At 42.1% G+C, this 25,646-nt stretch carries 17 protein-coding genes; 13 read left to right on the top strand and 4 right to left on the bottom strand.

Annotation, left to right across the window (positions count from 1 at the left end):
• Window position 1 precedes the first annotated feature (1 nt).
• From nuoL to BM736_RS18090, 6 genes are all read left to right on the top strand, one after another.
• Window positions 2-1,843, top strand: coding sequence for an NADH-quinone oxidoreductase subunit L (nuoL, locus tag BM736_RS18115; RefSeq protein WP_076414769.1), 1,842 nt, complete (start codon window positions 2-4; stop codon window positions 1,841-1,843).
• Window positions 1,840-3,366 carry a NuoM family protein gene (locus BM736_RS18110; RefSeq protein ID WP_076414767.1) on the top strand — a complete coding sequence of 509 codons (1,527 nt, stop codon included), beginning with the start codon at window positions 1,840-1,842 and terminating at the stop codon, window positions 3,364-3,366. Before nuoL ends, BM736_RS18110 begins: the two co-directional genes overlap by 4 nt.
• Window positions 3,366-4,829: an NADH-quinone oxidoreductase subunit N gene (locus tag BM736_RS18105; protein WP_076414763.1), complete on the top strand. Its 1,464-nt coding sequence runs from the start codon at window positions 3,366-3,368 to the stop codon at window positions 4,827-4,829. Before BM736_RS18110 ends, BM736_RS18105 begins: the two co-directional genes overlap by 1 nt.
• A 151-nt stretch (window positions 4,830-4,980) precedes the next feature.
• A complete protein-coding gene (locus BM736_RS18100) occupies window positions 4,981-6,057 on the top strand; it encodes a class I SAM-dependent methyltransferase (RefSeq protein ID WP_076414761.1) in 1,077 nt (358 codons plus the stop codon).
• Between the two features lie 124 nt (window positions 6,058-6,181).
• The gene (locus BM736_RS18095) at window positions 6,182-7,156 is read left to right on the top strand and encodes a TDT family transporter (RefSeq protein ID WP_076414759.1); all 975 of its coding nucleotides are present in this window, start codon (window positions 6,182-6,184) and stop codon (window positions 7,154-7,156) included.
• A 651-nt stretch (window positions 7,157-7,807) separates the two neighbouring features.
• Entirely contained in the window at window positions 7,808-10,510 is a 2,703-nt protein-coding gene (locus tag BM736_RS18090; RefSeq protein ID WP_076414757.1) for a TonB-dependent receptor domain-containing protein, read from the top strand.
• Window positions 10,511-11,004: 494 nt separating this feature from the next.
• Here BM736_RS18090 and yfcC read toward each other — a convergent pair whose 3' ends face one another.
• Window positions 11,005-12,543: a putative basic amino acid antiporter YfcC gene (yfcC, locus tag BM736_RS18085; RefSeq protein ID WP_076414755.1), complete on the bottom strand. Its 1,539-nt coding sequence runs from the start codon at window positions 12,541-12,543 to the stop codon at window positions 11,005-11,007.
• 718 nt (window positions 12,544-13,261) lie between these two features.
• On the opposite strand from yfcC, the gene focA reads away from it, so the two are divergent.
• The 3 genes from focA to pflA all read left to right on the top strand — a co-directional run bounded on the left by focA (window position 13,262) and on the right by pflA (window position 17,300).
• Window positions 13,262-14,140, top strand: coding sequence for a formate transporter FocA (gene focA / locus BM736_RS18080; RefSeq protein WP_076414753.1), 879 nt, complete (start codon window positions 13,262-13,264; stop codon window positions 14,138-14,140).
• A 30-nt stretch (window positions 14,141-14,170) separates the two neighbouring features.
• Window positions 14,171-16,453, top strand: a complete 2,283-nt coding sequence (pflB, locus tag BM736_RS18075) for a formate C-acetyltransferase (RefSeq protein ID WP_076414751.1) — start codon at window positions 14,171-14,173, stop codon at window positions 16,451-16,453.
• Between the two features lie 106 nt (window positions 16,454-16,559).
• Window positions 16,560-17,300 (top strand): pyruvate formate lyase 1-activating protein, encoded by a 741-nt coding sequence (gene pflA / locus BM736_RS18070; protein ID WP_076414749.1) that lies wholly within the window; start codon window positions 16,560-16,562, stop codon window positions 17,298-17,300.
• A gap of 51 nt (window positions 17,301-17,351) precedes the next feature.
• On the opposite strand, the gene yfbV is transcribed toward pflA, so the two are convergent.
• Window positions 17,352-17,795 carry a terminus macrodomain insulation protein YfbV gene (gene yfbV, locus BM736_RS18065; protein WP_076414747.1) on the bottom strand — a complete coding sequence of 148 codons (444 nt, stop codon included), beginning with the start codon at window positions 17,793-17,795 and terminating at the stop codon, window positions 17,352-17,354.
• Window positions 17,796-17,974: 179 nt separating this feature from the next.
• Here yfbV and ackA point away from each other — a divergent pair, with 179 nt between their 5' ends.
• From ackA to BM736_RS18040, 4 genes are all read left to right on the top strand, one after another.
• Window positions 17,975-19,171: an acetate kinase gene (gene ackA, locus BM736_RS18060; protein WP_076414745.1), complete on the top strand. Its 1,197-nt coding sequence runs from the start codon at window positions 17,975-17,977 to the stop codon at window positions 19,169-19,171.
• 126 nt (window positions 19,172-19,297) lie between these two features.
• Complete coding sequence (gene pta, locus BM736_RS18055; protein WP_076414743.1) at window positions 19,298-21,439, top strand: phosphate acetyltransferase; 2,142 nt, start codon at window positions 19,298-19,300, stop codon at window positions 21,437-21,439.
• Between the two features lie 790 nt (window positions 21,440-22,229).
• Window positions 22,230-22,661 carry a hypothetical protein gene (locus tag BM736_RS18045; RefSeq protein WP_076414741.1) on the top strand — a complete coding sequence of 144 codons (432 nt, stop codon included), beginning with the start codon at window positions 22,230-22,232 and terminating at the stop codon, window positions 22,659-22,661.
• 588 nt (window positions 22,662-23,249) lie between these two features.
• Window positions 23,250-23,474, top strand: coding sequence for a hypothetical protein (locus BM736_RS18040; protein WP_076414739.1), 225 nt, complete (start codon window positions 23,250-23,252; stop codon window positions 23,472-23,474).
• A gap of 73 nt (window positions 23,475-23,547) precedes the next feature.
• Here BM736_RS18040 and BM736_RS18035 read toward each other — a convergent pair whose 3' ends face one another.
• Window positions 23,548-24,459 carry a class I SAM-dependent methyltransferase gene (locus BM736_RS18035; protein WP_076414737.1) on the bottom strand — a complete coding sequence of 304 codons (912 nt, stop codon included), beginning with the start codon at window positions 24,457-24,459 and terminating at the stop codon, window positions 23,548-23,550.
• 82 nt (window positions 24,460-24,541) lie between these two features.
• On the bottom strand, window positions 24,542-25,618 hold the full coding sequence (locus BM736_RS18030) for an AI-2E family transporter (RefSeq protein WP_076414735.1): 1,077 nt from the start codon (window positions 25,616-25,618) through the stop codon (window positions 24,542-24,544).
• Window positions 25,619-25,646: the final 28 nt, after the last annotated feature.

Genomic DNA, 25,646 nt, shown 5'->3' with positions numbered 1-25,646 from the left:
TATGGATATTATTTTGAAAGCAATCCCTTTACTCCCGCTTTCTAGCGCTATCTGTTTATTACTTTTTCAGCCCCAAATAGGCTGGATAAGAGTGCTAGGCGTAGGCTCTGTCACCTTATCCGCACTGCTTACCCTGACACTGAACGTTATGCTTTGGGAGCATGAGTTATTCATTGTTCAAGCCCAACTGGGAGAGTGGCTAAACCTTGATCTCTTAACGTTTAGATTTGGGTTATATCTCGATCCTTTATCACTGGTCATGCTCACTATCATCACCTGCATCGGTACATTGATTCACCTCTATTCAGCAAGTTACATGATAGATGATAGTCATCAATGTCGATTTTTTGCCTACTTAAACCTGTTTGTTTCAGCCATGCTGTTTCTGGTGCTGGCAGATAACTTAATACTCCTTTATTTAGGCTGGGAAGGCGTTGGGCTTTGCAGTTATTTATTGATTGGTTTTTGGTATAAAAAAACGGTAAATAATCAGGCCGCTAATAAAGCTTTTATTATCACTCGTATTGGTGACACAGCGATGCTAATCGGCATCATCATACTGTTTTATCAATTCAACTCACTTAATATTCAGCAGATCCAAATTGAGTCACAGTTAATATCACAGCAAGCAGACCTCCCTAACTCAACGTTAATTAATTTAGCTTGTTTACTACTGTTTGCAGGCGCAGCAGGTAAATCAGCCCAGGCCCCTCTCCACTCTTGGCTACCAGACGCGATGGCCGGCCCAACACCTGTCAGCGCACTTATCCACGCTGCAACTATGGTTACCGCTGGCATCTACTTAGTTGCCAGAAATGATGCCCTCTATCAGCTCTCTCCACATGTACTCACTGTTATCGCATTTACAGGCGTGTTCACCTTGCTACTAGGGGCAACATCGGCACTTTGCCAATCTGATCTAAAACGCATATTGGCTTACTCGACAATTAGTCAGCTCGGATATATGTTTCTCGCATTAGGTGTTGGCTCTGTATCAAGTGCAGTATTTCATCTAATGACACATGCTTTCTTTAAAGCACTGCTCTTTCTTAGTGCTGGCGCACTTATCTATTGTATGAATCATGAGCAAGACATAACAAAAATGGGAGGATTGCGCCAAAGACTACCACTGTTAGCAACTAGCTTTGCTATCGGCTGTGCCGCACTCGCATCGCTACCGATGACATCCGGGTTTTTCAGTAAAGAATTAATATTAGAGCAAGTAGCCTTAAGTCATCAGTCCATATTGTGGTGGTGTGCATTGCTTGGTGCCTTTTTTACTGCACTCTACAGTGCAAAGCTATTTCTTCTCATCTTTTGTGGCCCTCAAAAGCTCACGCCGACTCACAGCACACCTATCGTCATGGGCTCAGTACTTATCATTTTGATGACTTTATCTCTACTCGGTGGCATTCAGCCTACAGGAGTTTCACACCTTTTTAATGAGTTCGGAATGTCAGGCTCAGGTACGTTAAGTCCACTGCAACATTGGTTGCCAATCATATTGCCTATCGCGACCATTTTATTGGCATGGTGGTTATTCAAAAAAGGCCTGTTTACTACGACAAATAATTCAGGTCAATCAACAAACACGATTGTCGTTTTCTTGCGTTCAGGTTGGGGGTTTGATGCACTGTATAACACATTAATTATCCAGCCATTTCGTAACATAACGTACGCCAATCGTCATGATTTAATTGACTCAGCTTATACTGCTATGGAGAGATTTAGCCACCAACTGCACTTATTACTAAATCAACTGCAAACGGGAAAACTCAGAAGCTATAGCGCCAGTTTAGTCATCTTTTGTGCCGTTGTAATTGCATGGGGATTGATCAGATGATATTGACGACGTTAATCATACTCCCTTTGCTAGGTGGCGTTATCGCCTTATATAGTGAGAAAATAAGCACTAGACTCCCTAAGACAATAACGCTTGTTACTCTCAGCTTAGTCTTACTTCTCTTATTAACGACAACCCTTTCAAATACGCTTTTCAATGGAGACCATCGGGGGCAATGGCTATTTGACGAAGGGGTGATCTGGATAGAGAGGCTGAATATTGGCGCACAGTTATCAATGGATGGTTTAAGTCTAGCGCTAATCATACTCACCTTATTGGTTGGGCTACTTGCTCTCTCTTCAGCGTGGGAAGAGATAAAAAAGCACCAAGGTTTCTTCTACTTCAACTTTCTTTGGACTTTTGCTGGCATTATTGGTGTTTTTCTTGCCATGGATCTACTGCTATTTTTTGTATTTTGGGAAGTTATGTTGGTCCCACTTTATTTTCTTATTGCAATTTGGGGACATGAAAATCGTCGATATGCAGCACTTAAGTTTTTTCTGTTCACCCAAGCTGGCGGTTTATTGATGCTACTCAGCATTATCGCTTTAGCAGCAACACACTACCAGGAAACATCAATACTCAGTTTTAACTATCACACACTCATTCAATCTCCTATTGTCGCCCCTATTGGTCAATGGATCTGCTTAGGCTTTATACTCGCCTTTCTCGTCAAACTTCCCGCATTTCCCTTTCACCCTTGGCTGCCAGATGCTCACACTCAAGCACCGACACCAGTAAGCATCATTTTAGCGGCTATTTTGCTTAAAACTGGAGGCTATGGATTAATTAGGTTTGTGCTCCCCTTATTCCCTGACGCTGTACAGTTTTGGTCTCCAGTTATGCTGCTGCTTGGGGTGATGAGTATCATCTATGGAGCTGTCTTGGCATTTGCTCAGCATGATCTGAAAAGAGTCGTTGCATACTCGAGTGTGAGTCATATGGGATTTGTTGTACTCGGGTGCTTTAGCTTGAACTATATCGCCCTTCAAGGTGCCATGATACAGATGCTAGCTCATGGCCTGAGTAGTGCTGCTCTATTTATGCTTGTTGGCTTGATACAGCACAAGTTACACACGAGAGATCTCAATCAGTTTTCTGGCTTATGGCAACAGTTACCTAATTTGAGCGCTATGGGACTCTTTTTCGCCGTAGCCTCTTTAGGCATGCCTGGGTTAGGTAATTTTATCGGCGAGCTACTCGTACTCATTGGCACATTTGAGCAAAATGCTTATTTTGCCGTAGCTGCATCTCTTGGATTAATTCTAGGTGCAATTTACTCACTTCGGCTTATTCAAAAAAGCTTTTGGGGCCCAGGTAAAAGCAATATATTAGCTGCGACGGTACATCTAGATAAGGCTTTAGCGACTCCTTCAGATCTGAATATTAAACAGCGAGCAACACTATTTTGTATTGCCACTGGTTTAATATTAATTGGCATATATCCGCAGCCAATTCTGGATCTGTTACAGCAACCTTTAATGCAAATATTAGCGGTAACGCGTATTGAAGGGGTGACATAATGACTAGCCATTATCTTCCTACACTTATCTTACTGACTGCCATACTTACCTTATTGATAAGCATTGCATTGAAGCGAAACCATCAACACGCATTTTGGATATCTGGTCTGGCATTGATTGGGGCTGCTTTAGTTCAATGTTATTTAATTGATGCTGCAACCCTTTCCCTGCCACTATTTATTTTTAACTCTGTAAATGCCTTTATCTCAACCAGTATTTTAATTTTTATAATAGCATTATGGAGTCAGCTCTATCAGTGGCTAAAGCTCAATAGCAACAGCAATGAAGAATTTTACTTGCTGGTTTTAACACTTGCTATAGGCGCTACCTCACTGACTTCTAGCCAACACTTCGCAAGTTTTTTCATATCACTAGAGATAATGAGCCTCTCATTTGTAGGCATGATTGCTTACTCTAAAACAGATAGTAGTAATCATGAGGCGGGGGTAAAGTATCTTGTGTTGTCGGCTGTGGCCTCAGCGTTAATCTTGATGGGAATGGCCCTCATATATTTACAAACAGGCAGCTTATCATTTGAAACCGTATTCACAGGTAACATCCATCAAACAAACATAGCGAGCTTAAGCCCAACCACTCTGATGGCCTTTGAGGGTGGTCAGCTTCTCTTACCGATTGGCGGTACTTTCATCTTTATTGGTCTCTGCTTTAAACTTTCACTGGTGCCTTGTCATCTTTGGGTTGCGGACATATTTGAAGGAGCTCCACTCCCTAGTACAGCCCTGCTAGCGATTATCTCGAAATTTGCTGCATTTATCGTTTTATGGCGACTCTTTAGCTTCGCACAATGGCAGCAATACCACACTCTTGTCGACAGCATTACCCTTGTAGCTGTGTGCTCTATGCTGATGGGTAACCTACTCGCATTACAGCAACAGAGGATAATGCGGATCTTGGCTTTTTCTTCAATTTCCCATTTCGGCTATCTATTGATAATTTTACTGCTGGTCAATCATGACGTTAATTTGCTGAATGATGATATTTTCACTACTGAAGCTATGCTGTTTTATCTATTGGCCTACCTCATCACACTGACAGGCACTTTCCTCATTTTGATGCAACTGGGTGCTAAATCCTCAATCTCGCAATTAACCGGCCTTTTTTGGTTGCAACCTTTGCAGGCTAGTTGTTTAAGTCTCCTAATGCTATCCCTAGCCGGTATTCCATTAACGGTGGGATTTATGGGCAAGTTTTATCTTATTACTGCAGCAATTGCTGGCGAGATCTGGTGGCCATTGAGCATGTTGGTTGTTGCGAGTGTAATTGGGCTCTACTTTTACCTCAGAGTTGTTGTGATCATGTTTTATCAACCTAGCGCTTCAGCACATTTGAGCCCGCTAATCCTTAAAGATAAGCTCACCTCTTGGATGATCATCGCCACAATTGTGGGTATTGGAACATTCCCAGGAGCATTTGCAGAGGTACTCAAGCGAGTGACACATTAGGTACCATCAAGATATCCCTCTCAACTAAAGTCCGAGTTCATCACAAGTTTTCATAATAGAATCCTAAAAACAATTATTTCATACCGTTCTTTCTGCTCATCATGATAGAGTAAGTTGCGTTTTTACTTATATATATGAGCCTTTTTTCATTATGCCTTTTTACCAATCTCCACAGGATGTCAGTGCTTTCGATGCAAAATTTGAAGCACAAAAGATTGCTTTTGCTCCAATTACCTTTCAGGTTGCTCGCTGCCTATTAAAGTTTGGTATTTTAGAACTGATAGATGCCGCCGGTGAAGAAGGTTGCTCACTGGAGCAAGTTAAGGATAAAACCTCACTTTCAGAATACGCTATAAGCGTACTGATCGACATGGGACTCAGCATGGGTCTTTTATGGCAAAACGATTCACAATACCGTCTCGATAAAATTGGCTACTTTTTACTCCATGATGATATGGCAAAAGTGAACCTTAACTTTGTTCATGACGTTTGCTATCAAGGCATGTTTGAATTGGAGTCTTCGCTACTAGAGGGCAAACCAAATGGTCTGAAAGTCTTTGGTGATTGGGAAACCATATATCCGACCCTTAGCGAGCTTCCTGAACAGGTAAAACAGAGTTGGTTTGAGTTCGACCACTACTATTCAGATCATGCTTTTGGTCAGCTATTACCACTTATTTTCAAAAGTGACCCTCAACATATCATCGATGTTGGTGGTAATACTGGAAAATGGGCACTTGCTTGCACTGGCTACAATACTGACGTCAAGATAACCATTATGGATCTACCTGGACAACTCAAGGTGGCGTTAAAAAATGCACAGGAAAAAGGCGTTGGTCAACGAGTTAATGGCTTTCCCTGCGATCTACTCGATGAAAGCCAGTCATTTTGCAACGGTGGCGATCTCTATTGGATGAGCCAATTTTTAGATTGCTTTTCAAAACCACAAATATTGAGCATTTTAAAGCGAACAGCTAAAAGTATGACTTCAGCGAGTGAGCTCTGCATTTTAGAAACTTACTGGGACAGACAGCCCTTTGAGGCTGGGGCTTATTGTGTTAATGCAACATCTATCTATTTCACCGCTATGGCAAATGGCGACAGTAGAATGTATCACTCGAAAGATATGCTAAGCCTCATCTCTGAAGCGGGCTTATATGTTGATGAAGATATAGATGAAATTGGATTAGGGCATACTTTATTACGCTGCAAACTCAAACCCATTTAAGCAAACTTTATCTGAACTACTCAATTGTTAAATTTAATTTAACTATTGAGTAAGTACAATCAAATATTCTTACTCACTCTACTCCCTTAACATAGTGATATCACTTATTACCTAGGGAGTAGAGATGAAATCTACCTTTCAGCACCTTTCACATAGAGCTTCACGTTTACCCAGTCCAATGGCTGGTTTAGCACTTGCTATTGCAAGCTTAGGCTGGGCTTGGGAGAGTATGTTGCCTAGTATGAATGGCCTCGGACAGATGTTTAGTGCAGGTATAGCGGCTGTAATGCTAAGTACGCTTGTCATTAAATTTGCGCTTCATCCGAATATACTCAAAGATGAGTTAACCCACCCTGTCGTTGGCAGTGTTATACCTACATTTGCCATGGCCCTTATGGTCGTTTCCAATGCGATTGGAAGTATATATGCACTGACAGGCCAAATTATCTGGGTCGTTGCTATTATAATCCACCTAGTTTTTCTCAGTATGTTTGTGTACTTCAGGGCAATTGATTTTAAACTGGAACATATGGTACCGAGCTGGTTCGTTCCTCCAATTGGCATTATTGTCGCTGCAGTAAGCTTTCCATCAAACCAATTAGATCTTCAATGGATAGCGCAAGCGACACTTAACTTTGGTATGGCATGTTACTTAGTGATGTTACCCATTATGTTATACCGCTTAATATTTTGTGCCCCTATTCCAGACGCGGCAAAACCAACAATTGCAATTATGGCAGCGCCGGCAAGCCTATCTTTGGCAGGTTACTTGACGATAAGTAACCACCCTTCGGTAGTCATAGTGGCACTATTACTAAGTATTGCCATCCTAATGACGAGTGTTATCTATCTCGCCTTCTTTCACTTAATGAGACTGCCCTTTTCACCAGGCTACGCAGCGTTTACTTTCCCTATGGTGATAGGAGCTACAGCATTAACGAAAACATATTACTGGCTTACTGAGGTATATGGGTCAAGTGATCTTAGCCACTTAATACAACAAGCTGCTGCTGGCGAACTCTTCATAGCGACATTAGTTGTGCTTTATGTCACCTATCGATACTTGACGCACTATACTCTCGGAGCAAAAGCGGCATAAAGTTAACTCGCTTACGGTTAAATGTAAAAACTAGAGCTTACTGTTCGATAATACCTTAGCCACTGTAACTCAGTGGCTAAGATCTATTACTTAACTCCCTATCATTCTCTCCTCTCATAATCCAATTAGTTAAACTTGATATTTACAATCAAATCCAACTTGTAAACAGCGGTCATTTTTTAAACTCTTTAGATATATTCTTAGTTTTAAAACTAATGATCTAAATCACGTTTCTATCAATTTTGTTTCGAAGTTACATATTTATATAAAAAAACTTATTGCTCAGTTGTTATCAATGTTAATAGATTTAAACATACAAAAACAGTTGAACGCACAATAAAACATCAAATATTAACATTTAACTGAAATGCATATTCCCACAACAAACCTAACCCCATGATTAACAATCTCGCAACCAATGAAACATTAAAACTTATGAGCAACTTGGTTGCAAAAAAGTTAACTTGAATTCATTTCCTCTAACAATACAAGCTATTGCAGATGTTATCACTACGTGCTTATATCCCCACCCTAGCGATTTTAATTAATAAGCACCAATGGTTTTTAACAACTGTGTAGATGTTTATATTTTTGCTATGAATATAAAAATTAATTATTAAAAAATCATAATAAGTGTCAGGGAGAAACAAAATGCTGCCAAGTTCAAAAATGGCTAACGCTGTGCGTTTTGCATTAATAAGTGGTGCTGCTACTGCAGCTCTAGCGGCTCCAGCCGTATTTGCTGCAAATGAAGATGAGTCTGTTGAAAGAATTGAAGTTACCGGTTCGCGTATTAAACGTACTGATATGGAAACAGCTACGCCTGTTACAGTATTAAGTGCTGATGATATGGCTAAGCAAGGTTTTACCAACATTCAAGATGCACTACAAAGCCTAACATCAACCACTAGCGCTATGACCACTCAGTCAGTGCATGGTTTCACACCAGCAGCATCTTCTATCAGTTTACGTAATGCAGGGGCTAACCGTACTCTGACATTAATCGACGGTAAACGTCTTAATCAATACCCTAAGCCTTCTGGCGGTACTGATAACTTCGTCGATACAGCGAACCTTCCAATGGAAGCTGTGGCGAGAATCGAAGTATTAAAATCTGGTGGTTCAGCAATTTATGGTGCTGATGCTGTTGGTGGTGTAATTAACATCATCCTAAAGAAAGATTTTGAAGGCGTTGCACTTAAATATCGCCACGGTAACACCACTGAAGGTGGTGGCGCGAGTAACCGCGTAGCACTTTCTCTTGGCGCATCATCTGATCGCGGTAACGTATCTACATTTATCGAATTTACTGATAATGAACAGTTAAAAGCCACTGATCGTGAGAACTTTGGTCTTCATACCGATAAAGTACCTCATAGCGAATTCTCTCAATACAGCTCTTACGGCGCTCGTATAGCAAATGCAAGTTCAGGTGCAAGTGGTGCTCGTGCACTAACTCCTGAAGAGTGTACTGCTGGTGGTTTCTTCTGGGATGCTGCTCGTAGTATCTGTGGATTTGATCGCTCACAATGGCGTGATCTACAGCCAGAAAGCACACGCTTTATCAGCTCAACAAACTTTAATTATGAACTCGCTGATGATGTTACCTTTGTCGGTCGTTTAGATTTTGCAGAAGCTAAATCTACAACTCGCATCGAGCCTATGGCAATCAATGATTACGACATCAATGTCGATGGTAGCAATGTTACGGTTTCAGGTGGCGGTCTAAGCAAAACATTTAACGACAAGTCTACTGCACTTGGTGGCGATTTTGCCAATGCAACCGATGGCGACTACTACTATGTTCGCCGTCTGCATGAGTTTGGCAACCGCATGGGTGAAACTAAAACCCGTAACTACTTCTTCACTGCTGGCCTTGAAGGTGTTGTTTTTGAAGATTACAACTGGGACGCGTCTGTAAATTACGGCCGTACAAACGTTGATGTTTTCCGTGGTGGTTATGCAACTGTTGGTGGCATGTTTGATTACATCACTGCAGGTGAAAATGGTAACTCACTACTCAAAAATATGAATGCTGCTGATGTTGAAGCTGCTTCATACACACCATTTGAGCAAGCTCAATCTACTCAGAAAAACGTACAAGCTAATATCTCTGGTGACGCATTCGAAATGCCAGCTGGTGCAGCTATGTTCGCTTTCGGTGCTGAATACACTGAGCAAGGATATCAGTCTGAGTCTGATTCTGAATCAGCTAAAGGCAACATTCTAACCACTGGTGGTTCATCAGGTGCTGGCGAGCGTTCATACTGGGCAACTTATGCTGAACTTAGCATGCCTGTACTTGAAGAGCTGACAGTTGATGTCGCTTTACGTTACGATGATTACAGTGATTTTGGTGGTAACGTATCTCCACAAATTACTGTTCAATACCGTCCAATGGCTGAACTACTTGTTCGAGCATCTGCGACAAGTGTATTCCGTGCACCAGATATGCACCGCGTATATGGTGATGCTACTGAAGGCTTTAACCAAGTTATTGACTTCAAGCAGTGCCAATCTATGGGTGGAACACCAGGTCAGCCACACTCTGATCCAAAGATCCATGAAGTTTGTAACGAACTGCATATTGATACAACAACAGGTGCTAACGAAGATCTACAAGCTGAAACAGGTTACACAGCTAACATAGGCGCGGTATGGGGCGGTGACTCACTTAACGCTTCATTCGATCTATGGGAGTGGAAACTTGATGATATGGTCAGCGATATCAGCGCTGATAAAGCAGCTCGTGAATATGATACATATGAAGATATGATCACACGTGATGCTGACGGTACTATTACACATATCAACGCAGTCGCTATGAACCTTGCTTACCAGAAAGTTCGTGGTATCGATATGACAGCAGGATACGGCTGGGATCTAAACGATCTTGGTGAGTTAAAGCTTAACTTCAGCGGTACTTACATCCTACTGTCTGAAGGACAAACAGATCCAACCGCTTCTGTAGATGATGATATCGATGATGGCGGACTACCTCAGTACCGTGCAAACTTAGTATTGGGTTACTACATCGAAGATTTCGAAACAACACTTGGTGCTTACCACACTGCACGTATGCATGGTATGTCTTACAAGTCATTCAAGAAGTCAGCTGAAGATGCTGGTGAAGCTTTTGATGAAAGTGCACATGAAGTTGCTTCTCAAACAAAGTGGAACCTAACTGCAGGTTACAACATCACTGATGCAATCAAGATTCAAGCTGGTGTTATGAACTTATTTGATGCGGGTCCTAACTTCGATCCAACTGCAACTTCTTGGCCTCATTACCAGCGTTCAGTCTATGACGCACGCGGACGTGAATACTTCCTAGAAGGTGAAGTGAAGTTCTAAATCTCTAACTTAGTTAAGTGGATTAAAAACCTAAACAACGGCATCTGATGATGCCGTTTTTTTATCTCCAAATAACATTAAAACCAGTACACCTTAGGTTCACTGAAGCTGTTATTGTTTGGTGGCACTACGACCAAGTCAGCATAACAAATTATAGATAGCACACCTCCCACAAACCAACATGACTAATATCAAAGGCTCTCATCAAAGGCTGTTAACAAAAGCAGTTAACAAAAGTTCTGATGTAGGTTATTAAGTACTTAACTCTCTCCCAAACTCAAAGCCAATACAGGTGCTTACCTCATCATCCTGTAATCATGATCTAATCACCCTCGAATCACTATGAGCACAGCTATATCACCGATTAGCGGATCTATTTTGAGCCATTTAATCTTATGGATGAAGTGATGTTTTGTTCTTTTCCCTGTTATGCAAAACAAAAAGCGGCATCATTTGATGCCGCTTTTTAATTCATTCCAAACACGATATAACGCTTAACTAAACCCTAAATAATGCGCACTCACCACGACAATACTAGAGATAACAAACAGAGCGACCATAAAGCGCCAGATGAACTTAAGCCAATCCCCCCAATCAACTCGGCAAACACCTAAGGTTGCCATCAGTGATGCCGATGTCGGTACCAAAATGTTAGTGAAACCGTCACCCAGCTGAAAAGCTAAAACAGCCACCTGCCGAGTCACACCGACAATGTCCGCTAGCGGCGCCATCAATGGCATAGTCAGCGCCGCTTGACCTGAGCCTGAGGTCACAAAGAAGTTAAACACTGATTGAAACAGCAACATAAACCAGGCAGAAAGCGCATTAGGAAGCTGGCCAATCACATTGCCAGCACTGTTTAAGATGGAGTTAAGAACACTAGGCTCTGTCGGCCCACCTCCCCCAAGCAAAATGAGAATACCTGAAGCACAACCAACTAAAACCGCAGGCTCTAACATAGTAGCCGCCCCCTGCTTGAAACTGGTCGCCACCTTGTTAACCGTCATTCCATTAAGCTTAAACACAACACCAATTGCGCCAATGACAATTCCCATGGTAAAAAACTGGCTAGCTATTTCTGGAATAAACCATGCGCGAGTCACAACTCCCCAGATCACCCAAGCAATAGTGGCAACAATACTGGTTAACACTAATATATCACCGAGGTTGAAACGGCTATCAAGGCTAGCTTTACTTTGATTTTCTCTAAAGTAAGCATCAGAGTGAAAGCTATAGGAAAGTGAGGGAGTGCGCTTCACCTTATTGGCATAACGCATGGTAAAGGCAAGACCGATTAACGTAAAACCTAGCCACATAACGACCCTTACACCAGAGCCAGATAATACTGGCACTCCTGCTATCCCCTGCGCTATCGCAACACTAAAGGGATTCATCCAGGAGCTAGCAAAGCCGACTTGCGTGGCTACATAGGTGACCATCACAGTCGTGATCCCATCATAACCAAGCCTTATCATCAAAGGACAGATGATAATGGCGAATGCGATGGCCTCCTCGCCCATACCAAATACAGCTCCCCCTAATGAAAACAGCGAGAAGATGACTGGAATAAATAACACCTCATTCCCTCGGGTTTTATCAATCAGGCGTAAAATGCCATTATCTATGGTCCCTGTTGCCATAACGACACCAAATGAGCCACCGATCACCAGCATAAACATGATGACACCAATGGCGCTGCCCCATTTAGAGCCTGACACCAATCCTTCAAAAGCAAAATTAAAAAAACCTGCTCCGCCATCCCCTTCAAACAGTGCTACTGGCTGTAATTTAGGCGTACCATCTACGTCATATTGATACTCGAAAGAGCTTGGGTCGACAACAACACGCGACTTTTCAATGCCATCAGATACATAGCTGACCTCTTGAGTCTCGAATGCACCGATGGGAATAAAATAGGTCATAATCGCCGCAGCTAAAGCGACAAAAAAAATAATGACTAAAGTGTCTGGCATCTGCCAACTTGATGATTGTGTTGATGCTAAGGTTTTATTGTCTGACGTACTGATTTCCATTACGGCTGCCATAGTTCTTATAATATGGGCGCAAATATAAACTAATTTTACACTTCACTCAAAGTAACAACATAAACTCACACTTAAGATCGATTTCAACTCATTTCTAACCCTGCCTTATGTCAGTCAAATTCTCAGTCAATATTGATTTATATTTAACCAAACCTTTTTATCCTCTGCTAAATTTTATTTTATATCTGACAAACGCTGAATCTATCGCTAAGACAATGACTAACAACAGAGAGGTTAATTGACTGAACTATCAGCAATTATATTTTGATTCTTATGGTTAACTCCTGATTCTCATTTATATATATAAATGAGATAAAAATACAACAGCAATTTACATGCCTAAAGTTTCCCTTAATTAGAGTTAGCTATACAATTGTTATCTTGCTCCCAAAGTTCGTATGTTCCTCAGTGACAGCCTGATGATCATGTGCCGATAAATTCAGATTGTGTTAATATTATTACGGTAAATTGGTCTTACCAATTTAGATGTTCAACAATTGGAAACCTTTGGAGTATAGATTCTGCAAGTTTATTACAGAACACTTAGCTTTAAGACAGTAAATTGACTAAGATCACGTAATTTTATTACAATGTTTTTATACTAGCTTTATAGTGAACCCATTTACACAGATTAAGGTTCCTTTAACTGCTAATCGAATTTATATTGGTGCTTATCACCAGCAGCAAAGGTAAATAAAGGTCATAAATGAAAAACACAGCTAGCCTAGTTGATGCTAATACGCCCTTAGCCACCGCATTGAAAGTAGAAGATGCTGCAGTAGTTAAGGTCAACAGAGATACGCTATCGACATTGATACTCGCGACCACTGCCGGTGTATTTATTGGTTTAGCCTTTATTTTTTACATTGTTGTCACTGCTGGCGGTAATGTTCTGCCTTACGGATTAAATAAACTGATTGGCGGTTTATGCTTTAGCTTAGGGTTGATGTTAGTAGTAATTTTAGGTGGCGAGTTATTTACCTCTACCGTTTTAACGATTACAGCCAGAGCAAGTAAACGAATCACAACCCAAGCATTGCTGAAGAACTGGGGTTTAGTTTATTTAGGTAACTTTATCGGCGCTATGCTTTTAGTTGGTATCATGATTATGGCAAAGCACTATGAAGGTGCCCACGGTTTACTCGGGCTAGGCTATATGCAAACAGCTCAAGCCAAACTACAACATACATTCGGGCAGGCCTTTGCTTTAGGCATCATGTGTAACATCATGGTCTGTCTCGCAGTATGGATGGCTTATGCTGGTCGCACTGTGGTTGATAAATTGCTCGCCGTCATCTTACCCGTCGCCATGTTTGTTGCTGCCGGATTTGAACACTGTATTGCCAATATGTTCCTTATTCCAATGGCTATTATCACTAAACATGTTGCACCCTCAGAATTTTGGGCAAATGCGGGCATAGCGCCTAGCCAGTTTGCCGATCTTACTTGGAGTCAATTCCTACTTAATAACCTCGTTCCAGTTACCTTAGGTAACATTGTTGGCGGCGCTATTTTTGTAGGACTCACTTATTGGTTTGTTTATCGTCGTCCGCAGCTTAACAGCGCAAACAACGATAACCAGTAACCCTATTTTTTAACAAAAGGTATTTGTGCTATGACCGAAAAAACTGAACAATTTTCCTCTGCGTGGGAAGGTTTTATCGCCGGTGATTGGAAAACAGAAGTCAATGTTCGTGACTTTATCCAAGCAAACTACACCCCTTATGAAGGTGATGAGTCATTTTTAGCAGAAGCAACCGAAGCAACCACTACGCTTTGGGATAAAGTGATGGTTGGTATCAAGCAGGAAAACAGCACTCACGCACCTGTTGATTTCGATACTAAAAAAGTATCTACCATTACATCTCACGAAGCGGGTTACATAGAGCAAGAACTTGAGACTATTGTTGGCCTACAAACCGAAGCACCACTAAAACGCGCTATGCTACCAAATGGTGGTGTGCGTATGGTTGAAGGCTCATGTAAAGCCTATGGCCGTGAACTGGATGCTGATGTTAAATATGTCTATTCAGAACTTCGCAAAACCCATAACCAAGGTGTATTCGATATCTATACCCCTGAGATTATGCGTTGTCGTAAGTCTGGCATATTGACTGGTTTACCAGATGCTTATGGCCGTGGCCGTATTATTGGTGATTACCGTCGTATCGCTCTGTATGGTATCGATTATCTGATGGCAGATAAGTTTGCTCAGTTTGGCTCACTTCAAGCCGATTTTGAAACGGGTAATGATCTGTCATACACCATGCAACTTCGTGAAGAGATTGCAGAGCAGCATCGTGCGCTTGGTCAAATGAAAGAGATGGCTGCAAGTTATGGCTTCGATATCTCTAAGCCTGCAACTAATGCAAAAGAAGCGATTCAATGGACCTACTTCGGTTACCTAGCCGCAGTTAAGAGCCAAAATGGCGCAGCAATGTCCCTTGGCCGTACATCAAGCTTTATCGATATCTTTATCGAAAGAGATATTCAAGCTGGCGTACTCACTGAGCAGCAAGCTCAGGAGATGGTTGATCATTTCGTGATGAAACTACGTATGGTTCGTTTCCTACGTACGCCTGAATATGATGAGCTTTTCTCTGGCGACCCAATTTGGGCGACTGAGTCTATCGCAGGTATGGGTGTAGATGGCAGAACGTTGGTTACTAAGTCTAGCTTCCGTTTCTTACACACTCTATACAACATGGGCCCGAGCCCTGAGCCAAACATCACTGTGTTATGGTCTGAAAAACTACCATTAGCATTTAAAAAGTACTGTGCAAAAGTATCAATTGATACAAGCTCAATCCAGTACGAAAATGATGACCTAATGCGTCCTGATTTTGAATCTGACGATTACGCCATCGCATGTTGTGTCAGCCCAATGGTTGTCGGTAAGCACATGCAGTTCTTTGGTGCTCGCGCTAACTTAGCTAAAACCATGCTATACGCCATCAACGGCGGTGTTGATGAGAAACTGAAGACTCAAATGGGTCCAAAGATCGCACCGATCACATCTGAAGTGCTTGACTTTGATGATGTCATGGGTCACCTAGACACTATGATGGACTGGTTAGCAACACAATATGTGACTGCACTTAACTCCATTCATTACATGCATGACAAGTACTCATATGAAGCGGCACTTATGGCCCTTCATGACCGTGATGTGCGTCGTACTATGGCGTGTGGTATTGCAGGTCTATCGATTGCGGCTGATTCTCTATCTGCAATCAAATTCGCAACCGTGAAGCCAATTCGTGATGAAAATGGTATTGCTGTAGATTTCGATATCGAAGGTGATTACCCTAAATTTGGTAATAACGATGCCCGTGTTGATGACCTAGCAACTGAACTTGTTGAGCGCTTCATGGCTAAGATCCGTACCCTGAAGATGTACCGCAATGCGATACCGACTCAGTCTATTCTTACTATTACCTCTAACGTGGTTTACGGTAAGAAAACAGGTACTACACCAGATGGTCGTCCAGCTGGCGCACCGTTTGCTCCAGGTGCTAACCCGATGCACGGACGTGATGAAAAAGGTGCTGTGGCTTCGTTAACCTCTGTCGCCAAGCTGCCATTTGCTCATGCACAGGACGGTATCTCATATACCTTCTCTATCGTACCAAATGCATTGGGTAAAGATGAAAACGGTAGACGTGCAAACTTAGCGGCACTCATGGATGGCTATTTCGCGCATAATGATTCTCGAGAAGGTGGTCAGCACTTGAACGTGAACGTGATGAATCGCGAAATGCTTGAAGATGCGATAGTTAACCCGGATAAGTACCCACAACTTACTATTCGTGTTTCGGGCTATGCAGTACGTTTCAACGCACTGACTCCTGAACAGCAGCAAGATGTGATCACACGTACTTTTACTCAAGGTATGTAACTCAACCATTAATCTCAAGCTTTGGGATTAATTAGAGCATTTAAAGTGATAAAGTTAGACTTGCTACTCAGCTAACAAGTCTAACTTTGAAAAATTTGGAGCGATAATGACAGTAAAAGGCCGGATCCACTCCTTGGAATCCTTTGGAACCGTAGATGGTCCAGGCATAAGGTTTATTACTTTTATGCAGGGGTGCTTGATGCGTTGCCAGTACTGTCATAATCGCGATACTTGGGATCTGCATGGTGGTCGTGAAGTTGAAGTTAACGAACTCATGGAGCAGATCATCAGTTATCGCCCATTTTTAGAAGCCAGTGGCGGTGGCGTTACAGCAAGTGGTGGTGAAGCCATTTTGCAAGCTGATTTTGTCTCCGCACTATTTGCCGCATGTAAAAAAGAGGGAATACACACTTGCCTCGATACCAACGGCTTTGTACGTAAATATACCCCTATCATAGATGAGCTAATAGATAACACAGATCTTGTACTACTCGATATAAAGCATATCGATGACCAACAGCATATTGACCTCACTCAGGTCAGCAATCACCGCACCTTAGATTTTGCCAAGTACCTGCATAAGAAACAACAAAAAACATGGATACGCTATGTCGTTGTGGGTGGTTTTACAGATGATGTTGATTCAGCAAAACGCTTAGCTGAATTTGTAAAGCCGATGACTAATGTCGAGAAAATAGAGCTGCTTCCCTACCATGAGTTAGGTAAGCACAAGTGGGAAGCGATGGGCGAAGAGTATCAACTCAATAAAATATCTCCGCCATCAAGTGAAACAATGGAACAGATTAAACAAGTTTTTCTAGAGGCGGGACTGAACGCTATCTACTAAGTTTGATAATGCTGCTTGGTGAAAGAGTCGCTGCTAGAATAACTAAAACAATTATAGCTCTTCCCAATAAGTATTATCTAACTGCTCGAAAGCGGCCTTTAAGATGAGAGCCATATCGAGATAACAGGCTTTTGGGCCCAGCGGACGACAGTTGATCCCCATGCTGCTCAATTTGGTGGTGAGCTGTTCGCACCACTCAAATAGCGATAAAGGTAATGGGTGTCGAGCCCGCCAACCTAACCAAAGCAGACCTTGAACAGGCAAGCTAATAAAAAACAAAGCAATTGTGATCGCTTGAGGCAAAAAGTTCCAGCCATGAATTTGCAATTGGCTCACCGCGGCAAGTAAAGCAAGAAGCGGCATGACGGGTATAGCGATTTGAGTCGCACGAATAACGCGATACTCAGGAAAAAAGAGACTAAGTTGTCTGACCATAGGCCAGGTCTTCATATAACGACGACCATCACCTAACGTTTTGAGAACTTGTATACTCAATTACAACACCTATTTTTACGGATACTGCTTTTACAATAGCACATGCAGCAGCCCTGCTGGTGCTTAATTTGCGGTTCCAGCTCTAATATAGAGCAGCTCTCACGGCTTCGACAGCAAACAGTCATGAAGTTAATATTGTTCAGTGATAAATAGTCACTACATTTTAAAAGGTTTTAAACATGTCAAACAAACTGGTATTGGTACTGAATTGTGGTAGTTCTTCACTCAAGTTTGCGATTATCGACGCCGTAACGGGTGATGACCAGATCTCTGGACTTGCTGAATGTTTTGGACTGGAAGATGCTCGAATCAAATGGAAAGTAAACGGCCAAAAAAGTGAAGCGAGCTTAGGAGCATTTACCGCTCACCGTGAAGCAGTTGAATACATAGTTACCTCTATCTTGGGCGATCATCCGCTTATTGCTGAGCAGATCCAAGCTATAGGACATCGTGTTGTACATGGCGGAGAGAAGTTTACTCACTCAGTGGTTATTGACGAGACTGTTGTACAGGGAATTGAAGATTGTGCCGCACTCGCACCTCTACATAACCCAGCGCACCTTATCGGTATTAGAGCTGCACAAGCCGCCTTTCCAGCGCTTCCACAAGTTGCGGTATTCGACACAGCCTTTCATCAGACAATGCCAGAAAAAGCATTCATCTACGCCCTGCCTTACAAGTTGTATCGTGAGAACAGTATCCGTCGCTATGGCATGCATGGTACGAGTCACCTTTTTGTTAGCCGAGAAGCCGCTAAAGCTATCGGTAAAGATATTGAAGAGACCAATGTTATCTGTGCCCATTTAGGTAATGGCGCGTCAGTGACAGCGATAAAAGGTGGCAAGAGCGTAGATACCTCAATGGGTTTAACACCTCTTGAAGGACTCGTAATGGGCACTCGTTGTGGTGATCTTGACCCATCAATCATTCATCACCTGGTTAGCCGTCTTGGTTATACACTTGATGAGGTGAATAACCTGATGAACAAGCAAAGTGGCTTACTTGGTATTTCTGAATTAACGAATGATTGCCGTGGTATTGAAGAAGGTTATGAGAATGGCCATAAAGGTGCAACTTTAGCATTAGATATTTTCTGCTACCGTCTCGCTAAGTATATCGCTTCTTACACGGTTCCTCTCGGCCGCTTAGATGCCTTAGTATTCACTGGCGGTATCGGTGAAAACTCTGATCTTATTCGTGCAAAAGTGCTTAATATGCTAGAGATATTCAATTTCGAAGTTGATAGTGAACGTAATGCAGCAGCACGCTTTGGTAAGCAAGGTCAGATCACTACTGATAACGGCCCTATCGCTTTAGTCATTCCAACTAACGAAGAGTGGGTTATTGCCGAAGATGCAATGGCGCTTATCAAGTAACCCCCTATTAGATTCTTAGTGGCTTGAAGTAACATTCAAGCCACTGCTCAACCATTGAGTAAGCTTATTTTTTGGTATAAGTGCTTATCGTCACAATATCAAGCAAAGCACCACAAAGAGGTTTTTATGTCTCGCAATATTATGTTAATCCCTATTGGTACAGGTGTAGGCCTTACCTCTATCAGCTTGGGCCTAGTACGCGCCTTCGAGCACCACGGTGTTAAAGTTCGCTTTTTTAAACCTATTGCTCAGCAGCGCCCACAAGACACTGGGCCTGAACGTTCAACTACCATCTTGAGTAAGTCACCGACTGTCAATCCTCTAGAACCCTTTGAGATGGAGCATGCCGAGAATTTAATTCGCGCTGAAAAAACTGACGTGTTGATGGAGCAGATCATTGCTCGTGTCACTGAATTTGCAAGTAATACTGAAACATTGGTCGTTGAAGGTCTAGTTCAAACACGCAATCACCCGTTCTCTAGCGACATTAACTATGCGATTGCTAAAGCACTCGATGCAGATATCATTTTTGTCGCAACACCTGGCAATGAAACAGCCACAGCCTTGATGAATAGACTCGAGATCGCTCATAAATCATGGGGTGGAACCAAGAATAAACGCATCATAGGCGCCATTATCAACAAAATTGGTGCGCCAGTTGATAATGAAGGCCGTGCTCGTCCTGATCTATCTGAAGTATTTGACCATCAAGATATCCAACGTCCTGATGCCGCCAATATGTTCCAACTTCCAGGCAAGAGCTCTCTGCGAATTCTAGGTAGCGTGCCGTATAATTTAGATCTAGTTGCACCTAGAGCCTCAGATCTTGCTAAACACCTCAGTGCAAAAATCATTAATGCTGGCGAGATGAATGTACGACGTCTTCGTAAAGTGACGTTCTGTGCCCGCAGTATTCCAAATATGGTTACCCATATAAAGACTGACTCTTTGCTAGTGACCTCAGGTGATCGCTCTGATGTTATTGTCTCAGCTTGTTTAGCTGCGATGAATGGTGTGAAGGTCGGCGCCCTGTTATTAACAGGAAGCTATGAACCTGAGCCAGAGATTATGACGCTTTGTGAACAAGCTTTTGAAACTGGTCTACCTGTATTTCTCATTGATACTAACACTTGGCAAACCTCGTTAAATATCCAACGATTCGATCATGAAGTGCCTGTCGATGATGCAGTACGCATTGAGGAAGTTCAGGAGTTTGTTGCTAGCCATATCGATCAACACTGGATTGAGAATGTCACTAAAAATTCTCCTCGTGAACACCGTCTATCGCCTCCAGCATTTAGATATAAGCTGACAGAGCTCGCTCGTGCAGCTCATAAACGAGTAGTACTGCCTGAAGGTAATGAGCCTAGAACCATCGAAGCTGCTAGCATCTGTGCTGAACGCGGTATCGCAAATTGTGTGCTAATTGGTAACAGAGAAGAGATTGAGCGCATTGCAATTCAGCAAGGTGTGGTATTAGGCGAAGGCGTTGAGATTGTCGATCCTATCGCAGCTCGAGACCGATATGTTGAGCCTATGCTAGAGCTAAGACGCCACAAAGGGCTAACTGAGGTTGTCGCACGCGAGCAGCTAGAAGATAACATGGTGCTCGGTACTATGATGGTTGCTCAAGGTGAAGTCGACGGTATCGTATCTGGTGCAGTTAACACCACAGCCAATACCATTCGTCCTCCGCTTCAGTTAATAAAAACTGCACCAGGTTCAAGCCTAGTATCGTCAATTTTCTTCATGTTGATGCCAGATCAGGTGCTTGTATATGGTGACTGTGCCATCAACCCAGATCCTAATGCAGAACAGCTAGCCGATATTGCAATTCAGTCGGCAGAGTCTGCAGCCGCTTTTGGTATTGAGCCTAAAGTTGCGATGATTAGCTATTCAACAGGAAGCTCAGGTACTGGTTCAGATGTTGATAAAGTCCGTGAAGCCACACGTATCGCCAAAGAGAAACGTCCAGATTTAATTATTGATGGACCGCTGCAATACGATGCTGCTGTAATGCCAAATGTCGCTCAATCTAAAGCGCCAAACAGCCCTGTAGCGGGTCAAGCGACGGTATTTGTATTCCCAGACCTAAACACAGGTAATACGACCTACAAAGCTGTTCAACGAAGTGCAGATTTGATCAGCATAGGTCCAATGCTGCAGGGAATGCGTAAACCAGTGAATGATCTTTCACGTGGTGCGCTAGTTGATGATATTGTTTACACAATCGCATTGACGGCTATTCAAGCCTCTCAAAATGGCTAAGTTCGATTGAACCACACAAAACCTCTGCTATTTCAGCGGAGGTTTTTTTTGCCTTTAATTTTTCATTGCACACGATTTACCAGGCTTTCTTAACATTCTCTAAAGTTATAATACCAATCGGTATAAGAAAGTGGTCAGTTCAGAGTTATTTTTGGCAGCATAATTCAAGGCGAATGAGTGAGGGAATGGTGATCCCTTTTGAACTTATTTAACACAGAAGTAGGCAGCCAAAAACACTCCTTTTAGGCGAGTTTTAGCGCTTCTGATACGGCGTTAACGAGCTTAAACGTAGAATAACTATGTTTCTCACTCGTTGCAAAGAACATGGATGTTCTGAATGTCGTTAATGCAGGAGCAATTAATGACCTTGTTTCACAATCGCTAAACTCTCGCTGAATGGCCACACCTTTATACCGATTGGTGTAATGTCGAAAGCTGAAGTGGATAACTATTTATAAAAGCTAACAATCAGGAGAAAGGGTGAAGAGATCTGTGATAATAGGCTAAGTTAGCTGAATGGATGCTGTAAAAACAACGGAAAAACACAAGCTGTCACTTTTTAACCACCAATTTAAATGCATAATAAACAGCAAGTTAAAAGTTATGCATCTAGTCTTCAACATACTTGTCCACAGATTCTGTGGATAACAGTTAAAAGTTATTCATTCAGATATGCCCTATTTTATGCTTTAGGTCAAGTGATAATAATCATTTTGTGCTATCTGTCTTGCCAAGCGCTAGCATAATAGGGATACTGAACAAATACATACCTCACCCTAAAAAATATTATATGAGAATACTGATTTTGATCAGTTTGGCCTTTTTGGTTGCATGTAGCCCCGATGGCTCAAATAGTGAAGCAACTCGCACACCAGAGCAGGTTTCTCTTGGTTTTTTTAACGCAATCTATGTTGACCGTGACGTAGAAAAAGCCAAGCAGTTTGTCAGCGAGCCCATGCAAGAGGTATTAGCCCATTACTACATTGCCTCAGCCGTACAGAGACACGTCCTCAACTTATCCATGACACAGGTTACGATGGAGATTGAAGAGATTGATATCGATTTTTTCAGAAAGTTTACTGATGATGTCACAGTGATCATTAAAATGCATGGGTTGAAAGGTGGACAACCTTGGATTGACGATAGAACAATAAGATTACATAAAGACGGCCCACGTTGGGTCATTGTTGAAGTTTTACCAGAGAAAGGTAATTTGAACTAATCCCTTTTTAAAGACCCCTTTTGAATGATTCTTGACACAAAAAAGAGCAACATAATGTTGCTCTTTTTTATTCTGGGTTCGACCCAGTTTAACTCATGAATTGAGGATTATTCCCTAATCCAAAAACGCCTCTTCATCCTTCTCTACAGGTAAAGACTCAATAACTTCATCTTGTACTTGGTAGTATGCGCTTTCGTATTCTTGAACTTCCATAACAACTCCGAATTACTTGTTTGTAAGGTCTGAGGCATGTCATTACATAGATGACATTTTGCCAAGATAGGAAGTGGCAGATGTTCTACTAACTTCTTAGGGTTGATTATATCAGCAACAAACCAAAAGTTACACAAAACTTTCAGTTTAGTTTCACTCGAAACTTAAAATCGGCCTAAAACCGCCTAACCCACCAATCAAACTGTAACCAAAACAGAAAGAGTTACATAACATTATTCATATTGATGACTAAAAACTATTTTTTGCTACCAAATAATCTAGGTTTCAGCCATTGAGCTGCTATCAATTAAGGTAGCCATCAAAAAAATGGTCATTTGGGGCAGTTCGTCAAAGTGATACGCGGAGGACACTGATATGAATGCGCTTGTAGAATTTGAAGCTGGAAGGCTTGTGGATCTGTTTGGAGAAGGAGATACCCTTAATATCTTTATGTTTATGGATATGATGAATATGCCCATCGATGTACAAGATAGACTCTTTAATGAAATTTCAGCACTGAAGTATATCGATAGAGCTAAAGTTGAGCATATTATTGAGTCCCACGGGCAATCAACAATACATGAACGTCTGGGATACTAACGAAAACATCTGACCTATCACCTATAAAACCAGATACCAACTTCAGTCAGTATCGGCTTTATCATGGGTAACACTAATCAGTACGTCTATACCTTAGTACTTTTAGCGATTTATCAGGACTTATATCTGCAAAAATAGCAGGGTTAGCCAGTCGATCAACAAACGTTAGCTTAGGGCTATACTCATTGACCTGTTCCATCAGAAAGTCTACGCTCAGCTCTGGAGCATTCAGGCATAAAAGCACCTCACCTTGAGGTGCTAACAGCTCAGGTAAACGCTTTAAAAGTCGTGAGTAATCTTTTGTGGCAACAAAGCTACCTTTCTGATTACTTGGCGGATCGGCGATAATCATTTCGTAGGGGCCAAGCTTGGTCAGTTTCCCCCAAGACTTAAAAATATCATGGCCGAAAAAGCGAGCACCTGTTGAAAAGCCATTGAGCAGATGATTCTGTTTGCCAATAGATAAAGCCCCTTTGCTCATATCTATATTAACCACACTGTCTGCACCGCCCTGAAGAGCGGCAACGGAAAATCCACAGGTATAAGAGAACAGGTTGAGTATCTTTTTATTGACTGCATTTTCTCTTACCCATTGACGGCCATTTTTCATATCAAGGAATAAGCCATGATTCTGACCTTTGAGCAGATGAACCTGATAGGTTGCCCCATTTTCTCTTACGGTGTGCTTTTCAGGCACAGCCCCCTCAAGGAGTTCCGTTTGAGTTTGGCCACCACTGCGATATTGAAAAACAAGGTTCAAGGTTTGTTCACCATTAAGCGCTTGCCACCTTTGTTTAATATTTTCAACTGATAGCGCCAGCTCATCGGCTGCTAATGGCTTAAAACTGGTTAACAATAACACGGGAGGAAACCAATCAAGGCTGATATGCTCTGCGCCTTGATATAAGCCACCACGACCATGGAAGAGTCGACTAACCTCCCCCCCTAATGTGACTTTCCCTAACTCATCAAAAAATAACTGCATTTCACCTACTTGTTGCAAATTCACAATAAAAACAACAAAACCACATCAGGTGTGGTTTTGTTCAATAATCCATAAAGCGCTGTTATGCCGCTTGGGTGGTATCATCCTCTTCACTTTTAGGTCCCACGTCATCGACATCGTCAGCAAGTAATATTGCCAACCAACTTCCGCCTTTGCTTGACTCTAACGCAATTTTCACGATCATAGTGAGCGGCACTGATAATAACATGCCTACAGAGCCTAGTAGCCAGCCCCAAAATATTAATGATAAAAACACAACTAAGGTCGATAAACCTAAGCCTTTGCCCATATATCTTGGCTCAACAACATTCCCCATAACCATATTCGTTCCCAAGTAGAGTAATGCTGTCCCACCAGCAGCTGCAGGGCCGAGCTGGATGAACGCTAACAAGACCGAAGGTATTGCCGCGATGATTGAGCCAATGTTAGGGATATAGTTAAACAGAAAGGCAATCACTCCCCAAAGTAAGGCGTAATCAACACCAATAATAAACAAGCCAGTACTGACAATTAACCCTGTTGCTAAACTGACTAATGTCTTGATCACCATGTACTGATTGACTGAGTGCAGAAACTTATCAATCTGCTGCATTCTCATATCAGGATCATCGAGGGCAAAGTGAAGCTTCTTTGGCAAAGATTGGGACTCAAATAACATAAAGACAACAGTCAAAATGATAAGAAACAGGTTAGCCATCACGCCGCCAACACCTGTCAGCATGTTCGTTGTCATGGATAATGCTATACCAGGATCAAAATAAGCCAGTATCTGCTCTTTAGTAATAATAATATTAAATGCCTGCAGCTTTTCCACAATCCAACCAAACTGATCTATCAGTTGATCACGATAATGGGGTAACTGAGTCGAAAACTCATTAATTGAGCTTCCCACAATTTGTGCTAACCACAGGCCCATCATAACAATAAACACCATCAGCAAGAGTACCGCTAGCCCCCGTGGGACTTTAAAGCGAGTCATTCCGCCAATAACTGGATTACAGATCACTGCGATAAAAGCCGAAAGCACAAATGGGACGACTATAGGGCTAGCAGCCTTTATTCCCGCTAAAATTATGACGATAAATGCCATTATCGCAAATCCCTTATACGCGACTGATTGTGTATCAATTCTCGGCATATGAATAAATTCCTTCAAGATTAACAAA

The organism is Shewanella sp. UCD-KL12 (genome assembly GCF_001957125.1).
Classification (GTDB): domain Bacteria; phylum Pseudomonadota; class Gammaproteobacteria; order Enterobacterales; family Shewanellaceae; genus Shewanella.
The sequence above is the reverse complement of the archived record's forward strand: the minus strand, read 5'-3'. Positions and strand labels throughout refer to the sequence as shown.

What these genes read in the sequence shown, in the direction of transcription:
- pflA (WP_076414749.1), top strand. Translation starts at nt 16,560, where the DNA reads ATGACAGTAAAAGGCCGGATCCACTCCTTGGAATCCTTTGGAACCGTA.
- BM736_RS18090 (WP_076414757.1), top strand. Translation starts at nt 7,808, where the DNA reads ATGCTGCCAAGTTCAAAAATGGCTAACGCTGTGCGTTTTGCATTAATA.
- BM736_RS18040 (WP_076414739.1), top strand. Translation starts at nt 23,250, where the DNA reads ATGAATGCGCTTGTAGAATTTGAAGCTGGAAGGCTTGTGGATCTGTTT.
- BM736_RS18035 (WP_076414737.1), bottom strand. Translation starts at nt 24,459, where the DNA reads ATGCAGTTATTTTTTGATGAGTTAGGGAAAGTCACATTAGGGGGGGAG.
- BM736_RS18110 (WP_076414767.1), top strand. Translation starts at nt 1,840, where the DNA reads ATGATATTGACGACGTTAATCATACTCCCTTTGCTAGGTGGCGTTATC.
- pta (WP_076414743.1), top strand. Translation starts at nt 19,298, where the DNA reads ATGTCTCGCAATATTATGTTAATCCCTATTGGTACAGGTGTAGGCCTT.
- yfcC (WP_076414755.1), bottom strand. Translation starts at nt 12,543, where the DNA reads ATGGAAATCAGTACGTCAGACAATAAAACCTTAGCATCAACACAATCA.
- BM736_RS18045 (WP_076414741.1), top strand. Translation starts at nt 22,230, where the DNA reads ATGAGAATACTGATTTTGATCAGTTTGGCCTTTTTGGTTGCATGTAGC.
- ackA (WP_076414745.1), top strand. Translation starts at nt 17,975, where the DNA reads ATGTCAAACAAACTGGTATTGGTACTGAATTGTGGTAGTTCTTCACTC.
- nuoL (WP_076414769.1), top strand. Translation starts at nt 2, where the DNA reads ATGGATATTATTTTGAAAGCAATCCCTTTACTCCCGCTTTCTAGCGCT.
- BM736_RS18105 (WP_076414763.1), top strand. Translation starts at nt 3,366, where the DNA reads ATGACTAGCCATTATCTTCCTACACTTATCTTACTGACTGCCATACTT.
- focA (WP_076414753.1), top strand. Translation starts at nt 13,262, where the DNA reads ATGAAAAACACAGCTAGCCTAGTTGATGCTAATACGCCCTTAGCCACC.
- BM736_RS18095 (WP_076414759.1), top strand. Translation starts at nt 6,182, where the DNA reads ATGAAATCTACCTTTCAGCACCTTTCACATAGAGCTTCACGTTTACCC.
- BM736_RS18030 (WP_076414735.1), bottom strand. Translation starts at nt 25,618, where the DNA reads ATGCCGAGAATTGATACACAATCAGTCGCGTATAAGGGATTTGCGATA.
- BM736_RS18100 (WP_076414761.1), top strand. Translation starts at nt 4,981, where the DNA reads ATGCCTTTTTACCAATCTCCACAGGATGTCAGTGCTTTCGATGCAAAA.
- pflB (WP_076414751.1), top strand. Translation starts at nt 14,171, where the DNA reads ATGACCGAAAAAACTGAACAATTTTCCTCTGCGTGGGAAGGTTTTATC.